The organism is Micromonospora sp. DT43, assembly GCF_049841645.1.
Taxonomy (GTDB): domain Bacteria; phylum Actinomycetota; class Actinomycetes; order Mycobacteriales; family Micromonosporaceae; genus Micromonospora.
In genome coordinates, this window is the sequence record NZ_JBNCKR010000006.1 from 248,204 (window position 1) to 270,160 (window position 21,957).

A 21,957-nucleotide genomic window follows, 5' to 3' on the forward strand; every position below is an offset into this window, starting at 1 on the left:
ACCACGCCGCTACGCTGCCAGGCATGACCGGTCTCCTCGGCCCGGCGGAGATCCGGGAGCTGGCCGCCCGGCTGGGCGTCGCGCCCACCAAGAAGCTCGGCCAGAACTTCGTGCACGACCCGAACACGGTGCGCCGGATCGTCACCGCCGCCGGGCTGACCCCCGACGACGTGGCCCTGGAGGTCGGCCCCGGGCTCGGCTCACTCACCCTGGGGCTGCTGCCGGTCGCCGGGCACGTGCACGCCGTGGAGATCGACCCGACGCTCGCCGGCGCGCTGCCGGAGACCGCCGCCCGGCACGCGGGGGCGGATGCCGGCCGGCTCACCGTGCACCGCGCCGACGCGCTGCGCGTCCGCGCCGCCGAACTGGGCGAGCCCGCACCGACCGCGCTTGTCGCGAACCTGCCGTACAACGTCGCCGTACCTGTGGTGCTGCACCTCCTCGCCGAGCTGCCCAGCCTGCGACACGGCCTGGTGATGGTGCAGAAGGAGGTCGCCGACCGGCTCGTCGCCGGTCCCGGCTCCAAGGTGTACGGCATTCCGTCGGTAAAGCTCGCCTGGTACGCCCACGCCCGGAGCGCCGGCAAGGTGCCGCCGAACGTGTTCTGGCCGGTGCCCAACGTCGACTCCGGTCTGGTCGCCTTCACCCGCCACGAACCGCCCCGAACCGACGTGGAGCGGAAGCAGGTCTTCGCCGTGGTGGACGCGGCGTTCGCGCAGCGCCGCAAGACCCTGCGCGCCGCGCTGGCCGGCTGGGCCGGCGGCCCGGACCGGGCGGCCGCCGCGCTGACCGCCGCCGGCGTCGACCCCGGCGCCCGGGGTGAGTCACTTACCGTCGAGCAGTTCGCCGCCATCGCCGCGTCGGCCCCGGCCGGTCCGCGTACCGCGAAGTAGGCTGACGCCGTGCCCGCCGAGGAGGTGTACGAGTGACCGCGCAGCCGATCGAGCCCGCCGCCCAGGGGATGTGGGGCCCGGATCCCGTCCGGCAGCGACTGGCCAACCACACCATCGAGGACGTGCTGGCCCTGCCCGGCGACGCCCCCCGCGTCGAGCTACGTGACGGAGTCCTCGTCGTGGTTCCTTCCCCCACCTATGACCACCAGAACATCAGCAGCTTGCTCTGGATGTGGCTGCGACAGCACGCGCCGCTGGATCTGTCGCCCGCTACCGCCGTCGGAGTGGCGCTCAACCACCGCAACACCCTTGAACCGGACGTGGTGCTACTACGCCGGCCTCTTGTCGGTACAAGCCACTACTTCGACGCTGAGCAGGTCATGCTGGCCGTCGAGGTCGTCTCGCCCGGCACCCGTCGGCGGGACCGGTTGGAGAAGCCGGCCGACTACGCCGATGCCGGGATCCCGCACTACTGGCGGATCGAGCAGAATCCGGTGCACGTGTACGCGTACGACCTGGTTGACGGCCGGTACGAGCTGGCCGCCGACTCTGCCGAGGAGCTGATCGTGGCCAAGCCGTTCGACATCCGCCTGCGCGTACGGGACATCACCCCGTGACCGAGGCCTGGCGACCGGATGGCGAGGACGAGCGACGCGGGGCCCTCGGGCCGGTGAAGGTCCGGGTGCCCGCCAAGGTCAACCTGCACCTCGGGGTGGGCCCGCTGCGCCGCGACGGCTACCACGAGCTGAACACCGTCTACCATGCCATCTCGATCTACGACGAGCTGACCGCCCGGCGGGGCGACACGCTCGCGTTGACCATGGAGGGCGAGGGCACCGGCGAACTCGCGCTTGACGACTCCAACCTGGTGATCCGCGCCGCGCACGCCCTGGCCGGGTACGCGGGGGTGCTGCCGCACGCCCGCCTGCACCTGCGCAAGCAGATCCCGCTCGCCGGTGGGCTGGCCGGCGGCAGCGCGGACGCGGCCGCCGCGCTGGTGGCCTGCGACGCGCTCTGGGGCACCGGACTCTCCCGCGACGAGTTGGCCGGGATCGCCGCCGACCTGGGTTCCGACGTGCCGTTCCTGATCTACGGCGGCACCGCGCTGGGCACCGGCCGGGGCGAGGCGGTCAGCCCCGTACTGGCCCGGGCCACCTCCTGGCACTGGGTCGTGGCGATCGCCGACGTCGGCCTGTCCACCCCGGCCGCGTACCGCGAGCTGGACCGGCTGCGCGACTCCGGCGCCGCCGGCACCCCGCTGGGCAGCACCGACGCTTTGCTGGGCGCGCTGCGTCAACGTGCCCCCCGGGTCCTCGCCGGTACGCTCGGTAACGATCTTCAGGACGCCGCGCTGGCGATGCGGCCCGCGCTTGCCGACACCCTGAAGGCCGGCGAGGCGGCCGGCGCGCTCACCGGCATCGTCTCCGGCTCCGGACCGACCTGCGTGTTCCTCGCGGCCGACGCGGCCGACGCCGAGCGGATCGCCGCCGAACTGTCAAGCGCCGGCGTGTGCCGGGAGGCCCGGGTCGCGCACGGCCCGGTCGCCGGCGCCCGCGTCGGCTGACGACTCGTTCCCACCCGGCTCGCGGGCGCGCGGCGCGGGCGTTCGGAGCGTCCGCGTACCCTTGACTCAGGCGTCCCGAGGTGCCCGCCGGCACCCGGACGCCTTGATCTTGAAGGGTGGAACGTGGCCAACATCGTCAATCTGGACCGGGTGTCCAAGGGGTACGGCGCCGCCGGGCGGCTGCTCACGGACGTCTCGCTCGGCCTGGACGACGCCGACCGGATCGGTGTGGTCGGCCTCAACGGCGCCGGCAAGTCCACCCTGCTGCGCCTGCTCACCAAGCAGGAGGACCCCGACGACGGTCGGGTCACCCACCGCCGCGACCTGCGTGTGCTCTGGCTACCGCAGCAGCTCACCCTCGCCCCGGACGCCACCGTCCGGGACGTCGTGCTCGGCACCGCCTGGCTCGGTGAGGGCATGGGCGCCGAGCACGAGTGGGCCGGCGACGCCGGTGTGCGCAACATCCTCGACGGCCTCGGCATGCCGCACCTCGGCCTCGACCAGCCGGTCGGCCCGATGTCCGGTGGCGAACGGCGGCGGGTGGCACTCGCCGCGCTGCTCGTCCGCGACTCGGACCTGCTGATCCTCGACGAGCCCACCAACCACCTCGACGTCGGCGGTGTCGACTGGCTGGCCCGGCACCTGGTCGGCCGCAAGGGCGCCCTCGTCGTGGTCACCCACGACAGGTGGTTCCTGGACGCGGTCTGCACCACCACCTGGGAGGTCGCCGACCAGACCGTCCGCGCGTACGAGGGCGGCTTCGCCGCCTGGACCCTCGCCCGCGCGGAGCGCGAACGCGTCGCCGCCGCCACCGAGGCCCGCCGGCAGAACCTGCTCCGCAAGGAGATCGCCTGGCTGCGGCGCGGCCCGCCCGCCCGTACCTCCAAGCCCCAGTTCCGCATCGACGCCGCGAACGCGCTGATCGCCGACGTGCCGCCGGCGCGCGACACCATGTCCCTGCAGCGGATGGCGGTTTCGCGCCTGGGCAAGCAGGTGTACGAGCTGGAGAACGTCGAGCTGCACGCCGGCCCGAAGGAGATCCTGCGCGACGCCACCTGGCTGGTCGGCCCCGGCGACCGGATCGCCATCCTCGGCGCCAACGGCGCCGGCAAGACCACCCTGCTGCGGATGCTCGCCGGCATCACCCGCCCGGACGGCGGCCGCCTCGGCACCGGTTCCACGGTGCGACCGGCGTTCCTCTCCCAGGAGCTGGCCGAGTTGCCCGGGCACCTGCGGGTGCTGGAGGCCGTCGAAGAGGTCGCTCGCCGGGTCCAGCTCGGCGACCGGGAGGTCTCCGCGTCGCAGCTCGCCGAGGTGTTCGGCTTCGACGATCGCCGACTCTGGACCCCGGTCAGCGACCTCTCCGGTGGCGAGCGTCGCCGGTTGCAGATGCTGCGGCTGCTCGCGGGTGAGCCCAACGTGCTGCTCTTCGACGAGCCCACCAACGACCTGGACACCGACACCCTCGCCTCGCTGGAGGACCTGCTCGACTCGTGGCCCGGCACGATCATCGTGGCCAGCCACGACCGCTACCTCATCGAACGCGTCACCGACACGGCGTACGGGATGTTCGGCGACGGTCGGCTCGTGCACCTGCCCGGTGGTGTCGACGAGTACCTCGCCCGGACCGCCGAGCGGGCCGGCACTCCCCGGGCGGGCGGCACCTCGACCTCCGCGCCCGCTTCTCCGTCGGGAGGCGGCATGTCCGCCGCCGAGGTGCGCCAGGCGCGCAAGGAGTTGTCCCGACTGGAACGGCAGCTCGGCAAGCTCGACCAGCGCGAGGTCACCCTGCTCGACCAGCTCGCCGCCGACGCCACCGACTACGCCCGCGTCGCCGAGCTGGACACCCAGCTCAAGGACCTGCGCGCCGAACGGGAACGGATCGAGGAGACCTGGATGACCCTCGCGGAGGACCTGCCCGAGAGCTGAGCGTGCCGGGCACGCCGGCGCGGGGGCCGTGTGCGGCGTCACACCGACACATGCGGGACAATCGTCGGCGACACCTCACCCTTGGAGACCCAGACATGGCCCACACCCCCATCAACCACCCCGCGCGGCCGATCTACCGGGCGATCGGCGGGCTGACCGGTCTGTACCTGGTGGTCTTCGGCGTGCTCGGCATCATCGCGGGCGCCGGCGACGAGATCCTCGCCCAGGACGACACCCGCGTCCTCGGTCAGGGCACCAACCTCGGCTTCTCGCTGCTCTGCGTGCTGCTCGGGCTCGTCGTGCTGGTCGGCACCGCGCTGGGCCGCAACATCGACGTGGCGATCAACCAGTGGCTGGCGTACGCCCTGATGGTGATCGGCCTGGCCGGCCTGGCCTTCATCCGGACCGACGCCAACTTCTTCAACTTCAGCATCTTCACCGTGATCGTCGTGATGACTGCCGCCCTGGTGCTGCTCATGGCCGGCATGTACGGCAAGGTCGGCACGGAGGATGAGGCTGAGGCTTTCCAGAAGGCTCGTCTGGTTCTCTGATCTTCTGCGGTTGCGGCCGTGGGTTTTCGCCGGAGCCCGAGCTGCTCCGGGCGGTCAGGCTTGATCCCTGCGCAGCTCGGGCTCCGGCGAAAACCTGACCTGGTCCGGCCTTTGGCGGACCCCTTCGGCTTTGGGGTTCTTCGGACAGTTGGCTCTGGCCTGGGCGACAATTCCCCTGAAACGGTCAATCAGGGGGTCTTGGTATGCCGCACTTTCCGGTGAACCATCCGGCACGGCCGCTCTACCGGGTCCTCTCCGGACTGATCGGCGTCTACATCCTGGTCTTCGGCGTCTGGGGTGTCGCCGAGACGATCGGTGACCCGCTCTTCGACAGGGGCAGCCACTGGGCGCTGGGGCTCCGTACCAACCTGGCCTTCTCACTCGCCTCGGTGGTCTTCGGAGCCGTCCTGATCTTCGGAGCGTCCCGGCGCAGCAACCTCGGCCACTACATGAACCTCACCGCCGGGGTGGTGTTCCTGGTGACAAGCATCCTCATGATGTCAGTGCTGCAGACCGACGCGAACTTCCTCAACTTCTCGATGTCGACAGTGATCGTGTCGATGCTGTTCGGCCTGATCCTGCTCGGCACCGGGCTGTACGACAAGGTCGGCCCCTCGGAACACGCCGAGGCGGAGCTGGAACGCCGCAAACACCCGGTGGCCGACGCGCACCGCAGCTGAACGAGGTCAGCGGCGGCGTGCGGTGATCAACGTGGGCTTCGCCTCCAGGTGCGACAACCCGTTCCACGCCATGTTGACCAGGTGCGCCGCCACCGTCTCCTTGCGCGGCTTGCGCACCTCCAGCCACCAGCGGCCGGTCAACGCGACCATGCCCACCAACGCCTGCGAGTAGAGCTCGGCCAGCTTCGGGTCGTACCCGCGGCTCTTGAACTCCGCGCCCAGGATGTGCTCGACCTGGTGGGCCACGTCGTTCATCACGCTGCTGAAGGTGGCCGTCCCGGACAACAGCGGCGACTCGCGGACCAGCACCCGGAACCCGCTGGTCTCCTCCTCGATGTAGCCCAGCAGGGCCATCGCCGCCTGCTCCAGCAACTCGCGCGGATGCCCCGCCGTCAGCGCCGTGGTGATCCGGTCCAGCAGGGCCCGGACCTCCCGGTCGACAACTACCGCGTACAACCCTTCCTTGCCACCGAAGTGCTCGTACACCACCGGCTTGGAGACCTTGGCGCGTGCCGCCACCTCCTCGATGGAGGTGGCGTCGAAACCGCGCTCGGCGAACAGTTGCCGGCCGGTCGCGATCAACTGCTCCCGACGCTGGGCCGCCGACATGCGTACCCGGGAGGTGGGCTTGGGTTTCGCCGCCGCAGCCGGCACTGGGCGCCGGCCGGCATCGTCGCTGGCCTCGGGCATGTCGCCGCCTCGCTGGCGCTCGGTCACGCCCTGCCGTGGGATGGTGCCTCCGCTGTGCCCGTTCACGTTGTCGCCTCACTGGCGGGTGGCCTGACCACCCTGCCGCGCCGTCCGACCGTACCCGGATCGGGCCCGGCCCCCCGTCCGCCGAGCCGCCCGGTCCCCCCGCTGCGCTCGGTCATCCGGCCATCCTGCCAGGCGACACCCCGGGGCACCGCCCGGTTTATCGGGTTGCGACAGGCTTCACGAGCTTGGCCGCGAGGCGTTCGGGCTTCGGCCAGCGCACCTGCGACGCCGCGCCCGTCTTCTCGAACAGCCAGATCACCCGGGCGGAGATGTCCACCTGACCACGCAGCACACCGTGTCGGGCGCTGGTCGGGTCGGCGTGGTGCAGGTTGTGCCAGCTCTCACCGAACGACAGGATCGCCAGCGGCCAGAAGTTCGACGCCCGGTCGCCCTGGCGCATCGCGAACGGGCGCTCGCCGTACACGTGGCAGACCGAGTTGATCGCCCAGGTGACGTGGTGCAGGAGGCCGATCCGGACCAGCCCGGCCCAGAAGAACGCGGTGAGCGCGCCCTGCCACGACCAGGTCACCAGGCCCCCGATCAGCGCCGGGCCGAGCAGCGAGACGGCAACCAGCACGGGGAACAGTCGGTCGACCCGGCTGATGTCGCGGTCGGCGATCAGGTCCGGTGCGAACCGCTCCCGGTTGGACAGTTCGCGACGGAACAGCCAGCCCACGTGTGCGTGGAACAGGCCCCGCGTCAGTGCCCAGAAGCTGGTGCCGAAGCGCCACGGCGAGTGCGGGTCACCCTCCAGGTCGGAGAACGCGTGGTGTCGGCGGTGGTCGGCCACCCACTGGATGATCTCGCCCTGCACCGCCAGGGAACCCGCGACCGCAAGCGTCACCCGCAGCCACCGCTTGGCCTTGAACGAGCCGTGCGTGAAGTAGCGGTGAAAGCCCACAGTGATGCCGAGCCCGGAGACCACGTACCAGACCAGGCCGATGATCACGTCGCTCCAGCCCAGCCAACCGCCCCAGGCCATCGGCACGGCGACCAGCAGAGCCACGAAGGGGATCACGACGAAGGCCCACAGGGCGGCCAGGATCCCGGAGGACTGGCTGCCGTCGGTGAGCGGTTTCGGGCCGGGGCCGGCGGTGTTGGGTTCGAGCATGGTGGTGGACATGGCACCTCGCAGAGGGGACGGAAACGATCACGAACCTACGCCTACGTCACCGTAACTTACGGCTCGGTAGAGCGCACGGGGAAGTTTCGAGAAGCTGTCGTACGCAGGTGCGAAAGCCCTGCTCAGAGCCGTTGTTCGGTCACTGAGGCAGGCCGGATCCGCACTGCGGAAAGGGCCCGCGCCCCTCGGATCCAGGGTCCGTCACGACCTGCTGAGAGAGGTGCGACCGCCGCCTCGGTCGTGGGCGGCACGGGAGGATCGCAAGGATCATGAAGGGCGTGAGTGCTGGCGTCGCCCCCGTCGGGCGTTAAGGTGTAGCGGCGGGATGCGCGTCGGGGAGCGACGACGTCCTGACGTTGCGATCGGCCGTGGTGTAATTGGCAACACCCGGGTCTTTGGTACCCGTATTTCAGGTTCGAACCCTGGCGGCCGAGCTGCCCCCTAAGTCCGTTTTGGGTTTCACTGGGGGTAACAGGGAACGGTGCCGGACCCCGTGGTTAGCATGGCCGCGAGAGTGTCCGCCGTCCCGACGGGAGCCATGTCGTGCCCCAGCCCCACAGTCGTACCGTCGTCGTACTCGCCGCCGGTGAGGGCAAGCGGATGAAGTCGGCACTGCCCAAGGTATTGCACCCCCTGCTCGGCCGTACCCTGCTCGGTCACGTGCTGAGCGCCGCCGCGCCGCTGAGCGCCGACCGCACCGTCGTCGTGGTGGGGCACGGCGCCGACCAGGTCCGGGCACACCTGGCCGAGATCGCCCCCGACGCCACGCCCGTGCTCCAGGCCGAGCAGCTCGGCACCGGGCACGCCGTCCGGATCGCGCTGGACGCCGTGCCGGAGGGCGCCGGCACGGTCGTGGTGATCAACGGAGACGTGCCGTTGCTGCGCCCGGAGACGGTGGGCGCGCTGGTGACCGCGCACGAGGAGGCCGCCGCGGCGGCCACCGTGCTGGCCGCCGAGGTGCCGGACCCGACCGGACTCGGGCGGATCGTCCGGGACGCCGACGGTCGGCTGGAGCAGATCGTCGAGGAGCGCGACGCCGACACCACGCAGCGCGCGATCCGGGAGATCAACGCCGGCATCTACGCGTTCGACGCGGTGCGGCTCCGCGACGCGTTGGGCAAGCTGTCCACCGACAACGACCAGGGCGAGGAGTACCTGACCGACGTGTTCGGCCTGCTCCGTTCCGCAGGCGAGCCGGTCGCGGTGCACGTGGCCGTCGACCACGTCGAGACGCTGGGCTGCAACGACCGCGTGGAGTTGGCGTCGCTGCGGCGGCTGCTGCGCGACCGGGTCAACGAGGCATGGATGCGTACCGGGGTGAGCCTGCTCGACCCGGCGACCACCTGGATCGACGTGACCGTGGCGCTGGACCGCGACGCGGTAGTCGACCAGAACACCCAGCTGCGCGGCGCCACGGTGGTCGGCGCGGGTGCGCTTGTCGGGCCGGACGTCACGCTCGTCGACACGATCGTCGGCCCGGCCGCCTCGGTGGTGCGCAGCCACGCGGTCGGCGCCGAGGTGGGCGCGGGCGCCAGCGTGGGACCGTACGCGTACCTGCGGCCCGCGGCGCGGCTCGCCGACAAGGCGAAGGTCGGCACGTTCGTCGAGGTGAAGAACTCCGAGATCGGCGCCGGCTCCAAGGTGCCGCACCTGACGTACGTGGGCGACGCGACGATCGGCGAGCAGACGAACATCGGCGCCGCGTCGGTCTTCGTCAACTACGACGGGGTCAACAAGCACCGCACGGTGATCGGCAGCCACGCCCGGACCGGGGCGGACAACATGTTCGTCGCGCCGGTCGAGGTGGGTGACGGCGCGTACACGGCGGCCGGCTCGGTGATCGTGGACGACGTGCCGGCGGGCGCGATGGGTGTCGCCCGGGCGCGGCAGCGCAACATCGAGGGCTGGGTGGTGAAGCGGCGGGCCGGTACGGCGGCGGCCGAGGCCGCGCAGCGTGCAAACGACGCGAAGGGTGCGTCGGAGGTGGCCGGCACCGCAAGTGACAGTGAGGCAATGCACGGGCGGGCCGAGACGGTGGGCGGTGCGTCCGGCGCGGGAGATACTGCAACCGAATAGTCCCCGACCCACCACCACCGGGCCGGGTACCGCCGACAAACGGGAGCAGACGGGCCCATGGGCAGCATCGTCGCCGAAAACCGCAAGAGCCTGATGCTCTTCTCCGGACGGGGTTTCCCGGAGTTGGCCAAGGAGATCGGCGAGGTGCTCGGTGTGGCACCGACGCCAGCCGACGCGTACGAGTTCGCCAACGGCGAGATCTTCGTACGGTTCAAGGACTCGGTGCGTGGTTCGGACGCCTTCGTGGTGCAGTCCGTGACGCACGGGGTGAACACCTGGGTCATGGAGACCCTGATCATGGTGGACGCGCTGAAGCGGGGGTCGGCCAAGCGAATCACCGTCGTGCTGCCGTTCTACCCGTACGCGCGGCAGGACAAGAAGCACCGGGGTCGGGAGCCGATCTCGGCCCGGCTGGTGGCGGATCTGCTGAAGACCGCCGGTGCGAACCGGATCCTCACGGTCGACCTGCACACCGCGCAGATCCAGGGCTTCTTCGACGGGCCGGTGGACCACCTCTTCGCGATGGACATCCTGGCGGAGTACGTGGAGCACAGGTACGCCGGCCGGCCGATGACAGTGGTGGCGCCGGACTCGGGCCGGGTACGGGTGGCCGAGCGGTGGACCGACCGGCTGGGTGGCTGCCCGCTGGCGTTCATCCACAAGACCCGCGACCCGATGAAGCCGAACCAGGTGGTGGCGAACCGGGTTGTCGGTGAGGTGGAGGGCCGGGTCTGCCTGATCGTCGACGACATGATCGACACCGGCGGCACGATCGCCAAGGCGGCGGACATCCTCAAGGAGTCGGGCGCGGCGGAGATCGTGGTGGCGTCCACCCACGCGCTCCTGTCGGACCCGGCCACCGAGCGGTTGAAGAACAGCCCGATCAGCGAGGTCGTGGTGACCAACACGCTGCCGTTGCCGCCGGAGAAGCAGCTGGACAAGCTGACCGTGCTGTCGATCGCGCCGCTTCTGGCGCGGGCGATCCGGGAGGTCTTCGACGACGGCTCGGTGACCACCCTGTTCGGTGGCCTGAGCTGAGGGCGCACCCCCTTTCGACATTCGACGCGCCGACGGGCGCAAACCTGGCAGTCTGGTGGGAAACGGGGCTGGCGCGCTGGTGGGAAAGCCATCGGCGTTCCGGTCTGGAGCCGTGACCGGGGACTGCCGACAAACCGGGAAACAGCTCGGGTAGACTGGTGCGGTTGCCACGGCGAGGGTGCCCGGCGGGCCGCTGAAAAGCGCCGCACGGAGGCACCGTCATCGACGCGGTGCTCCGGGCAGTCGTTCATGACGCATGAGCCCCAGCGAGCCCCTCGCCCCAGCACCGCAAGACGACAAGCCGCCGTAGCGAAAGCATCAGGAGTTTCCCCGTGTCCGAGGTAAAGATCAGCGCCGAGCCCCGCACCGAGTTCGGCAAGGGTGGTGCCCGTCGTACCCGCCGGGCCGGCAAGGTGCCCGCCGTGCTGTACGGCCACGGCGAGAAGCCCAAGCACATCGCGCTGCCGTCGCGGGAGTTCGCCGCCGCGATCCGCAAGGGTGGTGCCAACCAGCTGTTCGCGATCGACATCACCGACGGCACCCAGGTGCTGGCGCTGCCGAAGGCGATCCAGCGTGACCCGATCCGGGACACCTTCGAGCACGTGGACCTCATCCTGGTGCGCCGGGGCGAGCAGGTCACCGTCGAGGTGCCGGTCCACCTGACCGGTGAGGCCGCGCGGGACACCCTGATCGTGCACGACCACGACACCCTCTCGGTGACCGCCGACGCCACCAAGGTGCCGGACCACCTCGAGGCGTCGATCGAGGGCCTGGAGGCGGGCTCCTCGGTGACCGCCGGCGACGTCGAGCTGCCGAGCGGTGTCGAGCTGGCCGTCGACCCGACGCTGCCGGTCGCCGCGGTGACCGCCGCGCCGACCGCCGAGCAGCTTGAGGCGACGCTGCCCGAGGTCGAGGAGGCCACCGAGGAGGCCGAGGCCGAGACCGGCGAGGTCACCGAGGGCTCCGAGGGCGCGGACACCACCGAGGGTGGCGAGAGCGCCGAGGCGCGTACCGAGGCCTGATCGGTTCGTATTCGTGCGGCAGGCGTCCCCGAGTTTCGGGGGCGCCTGCCGGCGTATCGGGAGTCGGTCGATCCGACGGCGGGAAGGGACGGGTCGTGACGGACGAGGCGGGGCCGTGGCTGGTGGTCGGCCTGGGCAACCCCGGTCGGGAGTACGCCGGCAACCGGCACAACGTCGGGTTCATGGTGGCTGATCTGCTGGCCGGGCGGGTGGGCGCGCGGTTCGGTAGGCACAAGCGGGCCGTGGCCGAGGTCGCGGAGGGGCGGCTGGGGTTCGGCGGCCCGAAGCTGGTGCTGGTCAAGCCGCTGACATACATGAACCTGTCCGGTGGGCCGGTCGCCGCGCTGTCGCAGTTCTACAAGGTGCCCCCGGCGCAGGTGGTCGCGGTGCACGACGAGTTGGACATCGGCTTCGGCCAGGTACGGATCAAGTGTGGCGGCGGCGAGGGCGGGCACAACGGCCTGCGTTCGATGTCCAAGTCGTTGGGCACCAAGGACTACGTCCGGGTGCGGTTCGGTGTGGGTCGCCCACCGGGTCGGCAGGACCCGGCGGATTACGTGCTGTCGGATTTCAGCGCGGCGGAGCGCAAGGAGCTGGATTTCCTGGTGGACCGGGCTGCCGATGTGGTGGAGTCGGTCATCGTCAAGGGCGTGGAGCCGACCCAGAATCTCTACCACGGCAGCTGAGGCGGCCCGGCGTACCGGATCGGAAACGGTTGGCCGGTAGTCTGCGCCTTTCGGCGTGCCGTGACCGGCGACGCGGGTCGCGGCCGATCGGTGCGTGCGGGCACAGGCCGCGGCGAGGCGACGGGAGCGGGCAGATGGGCAGTCCTCCGATGATCGACGGGGCGTTCGCCAGGTGGTTGGCCTCCCGGGCCGGTCAGGCGCTGCTCGACCTTCGTGCGGAGTTGGGTTTCGCGGACACAGGCGCGCTGAAGTCGGCCGGGGACAAGGTGTCGCACGACCTGATCCGTACGGAGTTGGCGCGGTGGCGGCCGGGGGACGCGGTGCTCTCCGAAGAGGACGAGGGCTCCCGGTTGGCCTGGGCGGCCGAGGTGAACGCCGGCGCGGTGTCCCGGTTGACGGCGGACCGCGTGTGGATCATCGATCCGTTGGACGGCACGCGGGAGTTCTCCGAGGAGGGCCGCTCGGACTGGGCGGTGCACGTCGCGCTATGGGCGCGGAACGCGCCGAGCCCGCACGGGCTGGTTGCCGGGGCGGTGGGGTTGCCGGCGCAGCACCGGGTGCTGGGCACCGACTATCCGCCGGCGTACCCGCCGATGACTGTGGAGGCGGCGACTGCCGGCGAGCGGAAGATCCGTCTGGCGGCGAGCCGGAGCCGACCGCCGGTGTTCCTCACCGACCTGGCCGAGGACGTCGGCGCGCACCTGGTGCCGATGGGCTCGGCCGGTGCGAAGATCGCTGCGGTGGTGACCGGCGAGGTGGATGCGTACATCCATGCGGGTGGGCAGTACGAGTGGGACTCGGCGGCCCCGGTGGCTGTGGCGACGGCCACCGGACTACACGCTTCCCGGATCGACGGTTCTGCGCTTCGATACAACGAGGCGGATCCGCGCCTGCCGGACCTGCTGGTCTGTCGCAAGGATCTCGCCAACCGGTTGCTTGCAGCGCTGCAGAGGCATTCCGGGTAGCCTGAGCACGCTTCTTGACATGTCCGACCGGAAAGGTCTGGAAATCGGATGAGCGAGCGAGTGTCATGACGTCCCCCGCGGCCTACCGGGTCTCCCACCTGGACGCCCTCGAAGCTGAGAGCATCTTCGTGATGCGCGAGGTCGTCGCCGAGATGGAACGCCCGGTGCTGCTCTTCTCCGGCGGCAAGGACTCGATCGTCATGCTGCGGTTGGCGCAGAAGGCGTTCGCTCCGGCCAACATCCCCTTTCCGGTGATGCACGTCGACACCGGGCACAACTTCCCCGAGGTGCTCGAATACCGCGACCAGCGGGTCGCCGAGCTGGGGTTGCAGCTCGTGGTGGCGAGCGTGCCGGAGGCCCTGGCCAGCGGGCTGGTTCGCGAGTCCGGTGACGGGATGCGCAACCGGATCCAGACGCCGGTGCTGCTGGACGCGGTGGAGAAGCACCGCTTCGACGCGCTGTTCGGTGGCGCCCGCCGCGACGAGGAGAAGGCGCGGGCCAAGGAGCGGGTGTTCAGCTTCCGCGACGAGTTCGGCCAGTGGGATCCGAAGAATCAGCGCCCGGAGCTGTGGTCGCTCTACAACGGCCGGCACCACCCGGGTGAGTCGATCCGGGTCTTCCCGCTGTCGAACTGGACCGAGCTGGACGTGTGGCACTACATCGCCCGCGAGCGCATCCCACTGCCGTCGATCTACTACGCGCACGAGCGCGAGGTGATCGAGCGGGACGGGATGGTCTACGCGGTCAACGAGTTCTTCCGTCCCCGCGCGGGTGAGGAACGGTTCAAGGCGCAGGTGCGCTACCGCACCGTCGGCGACGCCTCCTGCACCGCGGCGGTCCGCTCGGACGCGGACACCGTGGAGAAGGTCATCGAGGAGGTGGCGGCCACGCGGATCACCGAGCGGGGCGCGACCCGTGGTGACGACCGGGTCAGCGAGGCCGCCATGGAGGACCGCAAGCGGGAGGGGTACTTCTGATGACCACCGAGATCGTGGCCCCGGTCGGCACCGAGGCCACCGGTGACGCGCGGCCCATGGACCTGCTGCGGTTCGCCACCGCCGGCAGCGTTGACGACGGCAAGTCGACCCTGATCGGTCGGCTGCTCTACGACACCAAGTCGCTCTTCACCGACCAGTTGGCGGCGGTGGAGGCGGTAAGCGCGGCCCGTGGCGACGAGTACACCAACCTGGCGCTGCTCACCGACGGCCTGCGCGCCGAACGGGAGCAGGGCATCACCATCGACGTGGCGTACCGGTACTTCGCCACGCCCCGGCGCAAGTTCATCATCGCGGACACCCCAGGGCACATCCAGTACACCCGCAACATGGTCACCGGCGCCTCCACTGCCGACCTGGCGCTGATCCTGGTGGACGCGCGCAAGGGCCTGGTGGAGCAGTCCCGCCGGCACGCGTTCCTCTGCTCGCTGCTGCGGGTGCCGCACCTCGTCCTGTGTGTCAACAAGATGGACCTGGTCGACTGGTCGCAGGAGGTCTACGAGCGGATCGCCGACGAGTTCACCGCCTTCGCCGCGAAGCTCGACGTTCCGGACCTGACAGTGGTGCCGATCTCCGCGCTGCGCGGCGACAACATCGTGTCCCGCTCGGAGAACATGCAGTGGTACGAGGGTCCGTCGCTGCTGCACCACCTGGAGCGGGTGCACATCGCCAGCGACCGCAACCTGGTCGACGTCCGGTTCCCGGTGCAGTACGTGATCCGCCCCCAGTCCACGACTGTCACCGACTACCGCGGCTACGCCGGTCAGGTCGCCTCCGGTGTGCTCAAGCCGGGGGACGAGGTGATGGTGCTGCCGTCCGGCTTCACGAGCCGGATCGAAGCCGTGGAGACCGCCGACGGGCCGGTCGCGGAGGCGTTTCCGCCGATGTCGGTGACGGTACGGCTGGCCGACGAGATCGACATTTCCCGGGGCGACCTGATCTGCCGGCCGAACAACGCGCCGGCTGTCGCGCAGGACATCGAGGCGATGGTTTGCTGGATGGACGAGACCCAGCCGCTGCGGGTCGGCGCCCGGTACGCCATCAAGCACACCACCCGGTCGGCTCGCGCGATCGTGCGCGGCCTGCACTACCGGCTGGACATCAACTCCCTGCACCGTGACGAGTCGGCCGACGAGCTGCGGCTCAACGAGATCGGCCGGGTACGGCTGCGCACCACGGTGCCGCTGCTTGCCGACGAGTACCGCCGCAACCGCACCACCGGCGGCTTCGTCATCATCGACGAGGCCACCAACCGCACGGTGGGCGCTGCCATGATCGTCGAAGCCGCCTGACCGCCCGATCCGTGAAGTGGTGGCCTCCCTCGGTGGGAGGCCCCACTTCCAGGTCAACGCCGTCGCCCTGGATAACTTCGAATTCAAAGCAGGTACGATCGCGGGATGAGTGAGGCGGCACCACGCCTGAGCGCGGAGCAACTTGGCGCGTACTTTGCTCTGGTGGAGGTCAGCAGCCTTCTTCAGTACGCGGTGGACGAGCACCTGCGCGTCGATGGTGACCTCAGCTATGTGCAGTTCCAGCTCCTCGCCCGGCTTGTCGACGCGCCTGGCGGCAAGCTGCGGATGACCGACCTGGCTGACGGTGTCGTGTACAGCCGCAGCGGGCTGACCTACCAGGCGGGCTTGCTGGAAAAGCGTGGCCTGATCACCCGTTCGCCGTCGCCGGACGACGAGCGCAGTGTCATGGTGGCGGTCACCGACGTCGGTCGCGACCTGATCGCCCAGGTGCTCCCCGGGCATGTCGACCGCGTCCGGGACCTGTTGTTCGAACCCCTGACCGGCGACGACGTCGCCACCCTCAACTCAGTCCTAGGCCGGGTCCGCGACCACATGCGCGCCGCTCCGCCCCGCTCCGCCAGGCCTCGCGGCAGGCGTAACCGGGCCGACTGAGGCGTGAGCCGAGTCTGAGGCTCGGGCCCATGGTCTGTGACGGTTGTCACCCCCTGCGCCACACTTGCTTCGAATTCGAAGCGTGCTAGCGTTCAGATGTGCTTCGAAATCGAAGCACAACGGATTTCAGAAGGGCGAGGCTCGTCATGAAGGCAGTGCGTTTCCACGAGTACGGCACTCCCGAGGTCCTGCGCTACGAAGACGTGGAGCAGCCGGCCCCCGGCGTCGGCGAGGTCCGGATCCGGGTGGCGGCGACGTCGTTCAACCCGGTCGAGGGCAACATCCGCGCCGGTGTCATGCAGGGTTCCATTCCGATCCGGCTGCCGCACACCCCCGGCATCGACATCGCGGGCACTGTCGACGCGCTCGGCCAGGACGTGACCGGCTTCGACATCGGTGACCGGGTGATCGGCGCCCTGCCGCTGACCAGCACCGGCGCGGCCGCCGAGTACGTCATCGCCCCGGCCCCGATCCTGGCGGCGGCCCCCACGAGCGTCCCGCTGGTGGACGTCGCCGGACTGCCGGTGGTCGGACTCACCGCGTGGCAGGCGCTGTTCGACCACGCGAAGCTGACCACCGGCCAGCGGGTGCTGATCAACGGCGCGGGTGGCGTCGTCGGCGGCTACGCGGTGCAGCTGGCCAAGAACGCCGGCGCGTACGTGATCGCCACGACCGGCCCGCGCAGCTCCGAGCAGGCCAAGACGGCCGGCGCCGACGAGATCCACGGCCCCGGGATCCCGGAGCTGTCCGAGCCGGTAGACGTCGTGCTCAACTTCGCCCCGATCGCCCCGGAGCAGATGGCCGCCCTGGCCGCCGTGATCCGGGACGGCGGCGTGCTTGTCAACACCACAGTGTGGATGCCCGCCGCGTCCGACGAGGCCCGCGGCGTACGGGGCGTCAATCTCTTCTTCCGTCCCGACGGCGAACAGCTCGCCGGGCTGGTGACCCTGCTTGACGCCGGCACGTTGCACCTCGGCGCGACCCGGCGGGTGCCGCTTGCCGAACTGGCGCAGGTGCACGTCGAGGTTGCCACCGCCCCGATCAACGGCAAGGTCGTCCTCGTCGCCCCCAGCACCACCCTCGACTAGACGAGTAAGTCCGGTGTGGCTGCCCGCCGTGTCGATGTGCTGTTGAGCGGTATACCTCAGAGGTATGAATATGACTCTGAGGTATACCGCTCACGACCGCATCCGCCCCCACGGAGGTCACCGCCGGCCACCGGCCGCGCCACCGCCCGCGCCACCGCCACCGCCCCAGGCAGGGTCAGGAGCTACTCGTCTAGAGGAAGACCCCCGCCGAAAGGTCACCGCGGGAGGGTGGGGTCAGTGCAGGCGGGTTGCGCCGGGGGCTGGGAGGACCGGAACCGTGGTGGGGGCGGTGAAGCCGCGTTCGGCGTACGCGGCCGTGACGGCCGACGCCACCGCCTCGGCGCGATCGGTCTCGACCAGGGCCAGGACGCAGCCACCGAACCCGCCGCCGGTCATCCGGGCACCCAGCGCGCCGGCCGACAGTGCCGCCTCGACGGCCGTGTCGATCTCCGGCACGGTGATCTCGAAGTCGTCGCGCATGGAGACGTGCGAGGCGGTGAGCAGCGGGCCGATGTCCCGGACCCGGCCGGCGCGCAGCAGCGCCACCGTGTCCAGCACACGCTGGTCCTCGGTGACCACGTGCCGGACCCGTCGTCGGGTCTCCTCGTCGTCGAGACGGGCCAACGCGCTGTCGAGCTGGTCGACTGTCACGTCGCGCAGCGCGGTCACGCCGAGCGCCTTGGCACCCGCCTCACAGGAACGACGGCGGGCGGCGTACTCCCCGTCGGCGTGCCGGTGCGGTGCGCGGCTGTCGATGACCAGCACGGCCAGCCCGGCGGCGTCCAGGTCGAACGGGATCTGTTCGACGGACTCGTCGCGGCAGTCGAGGAAGAGCGCGTGCCCGGCGCGGCAGCGGATCACTGCGGACTGGTCCATGATGCCCGTCGGCGCGCCCACGTAGACGTTCTCCGCCCGCTGCGCCAGTCGCGGCTGCCGCTCGGGAGCGAGGTCCAGCCCACCGAGGTCGAGCAGGGCGGCGAGCACGGCCGACTCCAGCGCCGCCGACGACGAGAGCCCGGAGCCCAGCGGCACGTCGGAGGCGATCGCCAGCCGGGCGCCCGGCACCGCGTGGCCGGCTTCGCGCAGCGCCCAGACCACCCCGGCCACGTACGCGCCCCAGCCGGTCACCCGGCCGGGCTCGGCCACGTCGTCCGCGCCGAAGGTGATCGTCTCGTCGGAGAGCTCGGACCAGACCGTCCAGCGCTCGTCGTCCTGCCGGTCGGCGGCGACGACGGTACGCATCGGCAGCGCGAACGGGAGCACGAACCCGTCGTTGTAGTCGGTGTGTTCGCCGATCAGGTTGACCCGGCCCGGTGCGGCCCAGCGGCCGGTGGCCTGACCGCCGTACTGGTCGGTGAAGCCGGCCGCGGCCCGCTCGGCGACGTCACCACTTGGCGCGCTCACGCCTGCTCCAGGACGTGCGTGCGGTAGAACGCCCAGGCATCGCCGACCATGTCGTGCAGGGTCGGCTTCTGCGGCACCCAACCCAACTCGTCGCGGGCCAGCGCGGAGGAGGCGACCAGCTCGGCGGGGTCGCCCTCGCGGCGCGGCGCCACCTCGACAGGTAGTTGGTGCCCGGTGACCTCGCGGACCACGTCGACCACCTGCCGGTTGGTGAAGCCGTTGCCGTTGCCGAGGTTGTAGATGCGGTGCTGGCCCCCGGTGGCGGCGTCCAGCGCCAGCAGGTGGGCGCGGGCCAGGTCGGCGACGTGGATGTAGTCGCGGACGCAGGTGCCGTCCACAGTGGGGTAGTCGTCGCCGAAGAGCTGGAGCTTCTCCCGCCGGCCGGCGGCGACCTCCAGGGCGATCGGGATGAGGTGCGTCTCCGGGTCGTGCCGCTCACCGAGCGCGACGTCCCCGGCGAGGTGCGCGCCGGCGACGTTGAAGTAGCGCAGCGAGACGGCGGCCAGCCCGTGCGCGATGGCCTCGGAGGTGAGCGCCAGGTCGACGGCGAGCTTGGTGGCGCCGTACGTGTTGGTGGGCGCCTTGACCGCGGTCTCCGTGATCGGCAACTCGGTGGGGTTGCCATAGACAGCGGCGGTGGAGGAGAAGACCATCCGGGGCACCCCGGCGGCGCGCACGGCGTTGATCAGGGCGAGCGAACCGACCGTGTTGTTCTGCCAGTACAGCTCCGGCTTCACCATCGACTCGCCGGCGGCGATGAGGGCGGCGAAGTGCAGCACCCCGTCGAAGCCGGCGTCGGGGGTGAGGACCTGGGCGGCGTCGTGGATGGACGCCTCGACGTGGGTCGCGTCCGGAGCGAGCGCCTCGCGGTGACCGGTGCGCAGGTCGTCCAGGACGACCACCTGGTGGCCCGCGTCGAGCAGCATCCGGGTCACCACGCTGCCGATGAATCCGGCGCCTCCGGTGACGAGCAGTTTCACGTCGTTGCCTCCTGCCTGGCCCGCCGGGACGTGGCCCTTGGTGATCACCCTACGGCGGCGGATGGGACCGGAGCCGACCACGCCGCCAACCCATTCCATCATAATCTCTCATGTTTAAACAGAGCCGCACATCCCCTCGACTCCGCGCGATCCCCGGTACGGCGGGCACCCGGTGTCTACCATCTCTGTCATGCGGGAAGCGGCCCGTTCCGGGCTCCGGCGACGCGTGCGGGGGAGGCCCCGCCGCGATCCCGGCCCGCTCGCCCGAGCCGTCGCCCGGGTGCTGGTCCGTACCGCCGACGGTGCCACCCGCCTCGTCACCGACCTGCTCGGGGCCGGTCCGGCGGCGGGTCGAGAACGCATCTCCGAGGCCGAGTTACGGGATCTCGTCGCCGTGAACACAGTGCTCGATCCCGACGAGCGGCGGATCATCGACGAGGTGTTGGTGGCCGGCGCGAGTCTCGTACGCGAGGTGATGATGCCCCGGACCGAGGTGGTCTTCCTGCCGGCCCGGCTGACCATCGCGGAGGCCGCCCGGCTCATGCGGGCCGAGACGCACAGCCGCTACCCGGTGACCGACGGCACCCACGACGACGTGGTCGGGTTCGTGCACCTGCGGGACGTGCTGCTGCGTCCGGACTCCGACCCGTGTGGCACCGTCGGCGAGCTGACCCGCGAGGTCAAGCAGGTGCCCGGAAGCAAACGGGTCCTGGCCGCCCTGACCGAGATGCGCCGGGAGGGCCACCACCTGGCGGTGGTGATCGACGAGTACGGCGGGACCGCCGGGATCGTCACCCTGGAGGATCTGATCGAGGAACTCGTCGGGGAGATCCACGACGGGTACGACACACCCCCCGACCCGGCGCACGCCGGCCTGCCCGCGGTGGTCGACGGTCGGCTCAACCTCGCCGACTTCGCCGAGCGGACCGGCGTGACGCTGCCCGCCGGGCCGTACGAGACGGTCGGGGGGTACGTGATGGCCGTGCTGGGCCGGCTGCCACTGCCCGGGGACGAGGTGCCGGTACCCGCCGAACCGCCCGACGACGGCGGCCCCGATCCGGCGGACCCGGCGGACGGTTGGCTGCTGCGCGTGCTGGCCCTGGACGGCCGTCGGGTCGCCCGGCTCGCCGTGTCGGCGCTCCGCGTGCCGGAGCAGCGACGCGCGGGCGTGCCACGCGAGGTCAGCGCCCCGACACCGGCCGGCCGTGGCCGACGCGCCGGCCCGTCATGACGGCCCGGCCCGCTTGCTGACAGAATTATCGCCATGCCCGACGTTTCCGAGCGACCCCGCGTCTTCTCCGGCATCCAGCCGACGGCCGACTCGTTCCACCTCGGCAACTACCTGGGAGCTGTGCGGCACTGGGTGGCCCTGCAGGACACCCACGACGCGTTCTACTGCGTGGTGGACCTGCACGCCATCACCGCGGGTCACGATCCGGCGCTGCTGCGCCAGCGGACCAGGGTGGCGGCCGCCCAGCTCTACGCGGTCGGTCTCGACCCGGAGCGCAGCACCCTCTTCGTGCAGTCGCAGGTGCCCGAGCACCCGCAGCTGGCCTGGGTGCTCGGCTGCATCACCGGCTTCGGCGAGGCGAGCCGGATGACCCAGTTCAAGGACAAGTCGCAGAAGCAGGGCAACGAGCGGGCAAGCGTCGGGCTCTTCACCTACCCGGTCCTGCAGGCCGCCGACATCCTGCTCTACCAGGCCAACGCGGTGCCGGTCGGCGAGGACCAGCGCCAGCACCTGGAGCTCTCCCGCGACCTGGCCCAGCGGTTCAACTCGCTGTTCGGCGCGACGTTCACGGTGCCCGCGCCGCACATCGTCAAGGACACCGCGAAGATCACCGACCTGCAGGATCCGACGGCCAAGATGTCCAAGTCGTCGTCCTCGCCCGCCGGCATCATCGACCTACTTGACGATCCGGCCCGGTCGGCCAAGAAGATCCGCTCCGCGGTGACCGACACCGGTCGGGAGATCGTCTTCGACGCCGAGACCAAGCCGGGCGTGTCCAACCTGCTGACCATCTACTCGGCGCTCAGCGGGCGGGCCATCGACGACCTGGTGGCGGCGTTCGCCGGCCGCGGCTACGGAGACCTCAAGAAGGAGCTGGCCGAGGTCGTGACGGAGTTCGTCCGCCCGATCCAGGAGCGCACGCGCACCTACCTCGACGACCCTGCCCAGCTGGACAAGCTGCTCGCCGCCGGCGCGGAGAAGGCCCGGTCGGTGGCCGGCGAGACCCTGCGGTCCGCGTACGAGCGGGTCGGCTTCTTCCCGCCGGTGCGCGGCGAATAGCGCTGCGGGGACA

General features: G+C 70.8%; 21 protein-coding genes and 1 tRNA gene. 18 read left to right on the plus strand and 4 right to left on the minus strand.

The annotated features are described in order from the left end of the window. Positions 1-23: 23 nt before the first annotated feature. The 6 genes from rsmA (at position 24) to ACLQ26_RS17445 (ending at position 5,617) form a co-directional block, all read left to right on the plus strand. Positions 24-893, plus strand: coding sequence for a 16S rRNA (adenine(1518)-N(6)/adenine(1519)-N(6))-dimethyltransferase RsmA (gene rsmA / locus ACLQ26_RS17420; RefSeq protein WP_425745400.1), 870 nt, complete (start codon positions 24-26; stop codon positions 891-893). A 32-nt stretch (positions 894-925) separates the two neighbouring features. Next, positions 926-1,510: a Uma2 family endonuclease gene (locus ACLQ26_RS17425; protein ID WP_363685265.1), complete on the plus strand. Its 585-nt coding sequence runs from the start codon at positions 926-928 to the stop codon at positions 1,508-1,510. Then, entirely contained in the window at positions 1,507-2,457 is a 951-nt protein-coding gene (locus tag ACLQ26_RS17430) for a 4-(cytidine 5'-diphospho)-2-C-methyl-D-erythritol kinase (protein ID WP_425745401.1), read from the plus strand. The genes ACLQ26_RS17425 and ACLQ26_RS17430 overlap by 4 nt, the downstream gene beginning before the upstream one ends. Positions 2,458-2,580: 123 nt before the next feature. Continuing rightward, complete coding sequence (locus ACLQ26_RS17435) at positions 2,581-4,386, plus strand: ABC-F family ATP-binding cassette domain-containing protein (protein WP_425745402.1); 1,806 nt, start codon at positions 2,581-2,583, stop codon at positions 4,384-4,386. 95 nt (positions 4,387-4,481) lie between these two features. Then, entirely contained in the window at positions 4,482-4,937 is a 456-nt protein-coding gene (locus ACLQ26_RS17440; protein WP_363685271.1) for a DUF4383 domain-containing protein, read from the plus strand. A gap of 203 nt (positions 4,938-5,140) precedes the next feature. After that, positions 5,141-5,617: a DUF4383 domain-containing protein gene (locus tag ACLQ26_RS17445; protein ID WP_344358177.1), complete on the plus strand. Its 477-nt coding sequence runs from the start codon at positions 5,141-5,143 to the stop codon at positions 5,615-5,617. A gap of 6 nt (positions 5,618-5,623) precedes the next feature. On the opposite strand, the gene ACLQ26_RS17450 is transcribed toward ACLQ26_RS17445, so the two are convergent. After that, positions 5,624-6,307 (minus strand): TetR family transcriptional regulator, encoded by a 684-nt coding sequence (locus ACLQ26_RS17450; protein WP_393294609.1) that lies wholly within the window; start codon positions 6,305-6,307, stop codon positions 5,624-5,626. 223 nt (positions 6,308-6,530) lie between these two features. Beyond that, a complete protein-coding gene (locus tag ACLQ26_RS17455; RefSeq protein WP_425745403.1) occupies positions 6,531-7,496 on the minus strand; it encodes an acyl-CoA desaturase in 966 nt (321 codons plus the stop codon). A 362-nt stretch (positions 7,497-7,858) separates the two neighbouring features. On the opposite strand from ACLQ26_RS17455, the gene ACLQ26_RS17460 reads away from it, so the two are divergent. The 10 genes from ACLQ26_RS17460 (at position 7,859) to ACLQ26_RS17505 (ending at position 17,270) form a co-directional block, all read left to right on the plus strand. Next, positions 7,859-7,930 (plus strand) — tRNA-Gln (locus ACLQ26_RS17460). 109 nt (positions 7,931-8,039) lie between these two features. Beyond that, positions 8,040-9,572 carry a bifunctional UDP-N-acetylglucosamine diphosphorylase/glucosamine-1-phosphate N-acetyltransferase GlmU gene (gene glmU / locus ACLQ26_RS17465; protein ID WP_425745404.1) on the plus strand — a complete coding sequence of 511 codons (1,533 nt, stop codon included), beginning with the start codon at positions 8,040-8,042 and terminating at the stop codon, positions 9,570-9,572. A 57-nt stretch (positions 9,573-9,629) separates the two neighbouring features. After that, a complete protein-coding gene (locus ACLQ26_RS17470) occupies positions 9,630-10,610 on the plus strand; it encodes a ribose-phosphate diphosphokinase (protein ID WP_007455396.1) in 981 nt (326 codons plus the stop codon). Positions 10,611-10,942: 332 nt separating this feature from the next. Then, positions 10,943-11,632, plus strand: a complete 690-nt coding sequence (locus tag ACLQ26_RS17475) for a 50S ribosomal protein L25/general stress protein Ctc (RefSeq protein WP_393293320.1) — start codon at positions 10,943-10,945, stop codon at positions 11,630-11,632. A gap of 95 nt (positions 11,633-11,727) precedes the next feature. Next, on the plus strand, positions 11,728-12,318 hold the full coding sequence (gene pth / locus ACLQ26_RS17480) for an aminoacyl-tRNA hydrolase (protein ID WP_425745405.1): 591 nt from the start codon (positions 11,728-11,730) through the stop codon (positions 12,316-12,318). A gap of 134 nt (positions 12,319-12,452) precedes the next feature. Further along, entirely contained in the window at positions 12,453-13,283 is an 831-nt protein-coding gene (locus ACLQ26_RS17485; RefSeq protein WP_425745406.1) for an inositol monophosphatase family protein, read from the plus strand. 65 nt (positions 13,284-13,348) lie between these two features. Beyond that, positions 13,349-14,260 (plus strand): sulfate adenylyltransferase subunit CysD, encoded by a 912-nt coding sequence (gene cysD / locus ACLQ26_RS17490; protein ID WP_007455400.1) that lies wholly within the window; start codon positions 13,349-13,351, stop codon positions 14,258-14,260. After that, on the plus strand, positions 14,260-15,570 hold the full coding sequence (locus tag ACLQ26_RS17495; RefSeq protein ID WP_425745407.1) for a sulfate adenylyltransferase subunit 1: 1,311 nt from the start codon (positions 14,260-14,262) through the stop codon (positions 15,568-15,570). Before cysD ends, ACLQ26_RS17495 begins: the two co-directional genes overlap by 1 nt. Before the next feature lie 105 nt (positions 15,571-15,675). Further along, complete coding sequence (locus ACLQ26_RS17500; protein WP_425745408.1) at positions 15,676-16,182, plus strand: MarR family winged helix-turn-helix transcriptional regulator; 507 nt, start codon at positions 15,676-15,678, stop codon at positions 16,180-16,182. Positions 16,183-16,328: 146 nt separating this feature from the next. Continuing rightward, positions 16,329-17,270: an NADP-dependent oxidoreductase gene (locus ACLQ26_RS17505; protein WP_425745409.1), complete on the plus strand. Its 942-nt coding sequence runs from the start codon at positions 16,329-16,331 to the stop codon at positions 17,268-17,270. A gap of 234 nt (positions 17,271-17,504) precedes the next feature. Here ACLQ26_RS17505 and galK read toward each other — a convergent pair whose 3' ends face one another. After that, positions 17,505-18,674: a galactokinase gene (galK, locus tag ACLQ26_RS17510; protein WP_425745410.1), complete on the minus strand. Its 1,170-nt coding sequence runs from the start codon at positions 18,672-18,674 to the stop codon at positions 17,505-17,507. Continuing rightward, positions 18,671-19,654, minus strand: a complete 984-nt coding sequence (galE, locus tag ACLQ26_RS17515) for a UDP-glucose 4-epimerase GalE (protein WP_425745505.1) — start codon at positions 19,652-19,654, stop codon at positions 18,671-18,673. The genes galK and galE overlap by 4 nt, the downstream gene beginning before the upstream one ends. 190 nt (positions 19,655-19,844) lie before the next feature. On the opposite strand from galE, the gene ACLQ26_RS17520 reads away from it, so the two are divergent. Both ACLQ26_RS17520 and trpS read left to right on the plus strand, forming a co-directional pair. Next, positions 19,845-20,885: a hemolysin family protein gene (locus ACLQ26_RS17520; RefSeq protein WP_425745411.1), complete on the plus strand. Its 1,041-nt coding sequence runs from the start codon at positions 19,845-19,847 to the stop codon at positions 20,883-20,885. A 33-nt stretch (positions 20,886-20,918) separates the two neighbouring features. Then, positions 20,919-21,944 carry a tryptophan--tRNA ligase gene (gene trpS / locus ACLQ26_RS17525; RefSeq protein ID WP_425745412.1) on the plus strand — a complete coding sequence of 342 codons (1,026 nt, stop codon included), beginning with the start codon at positions 20,919-20,921 and terminating at the stop codon, positions 21,942-21,944. Positions 21,945-21,957: the final 13 nt, after the last annotated feature.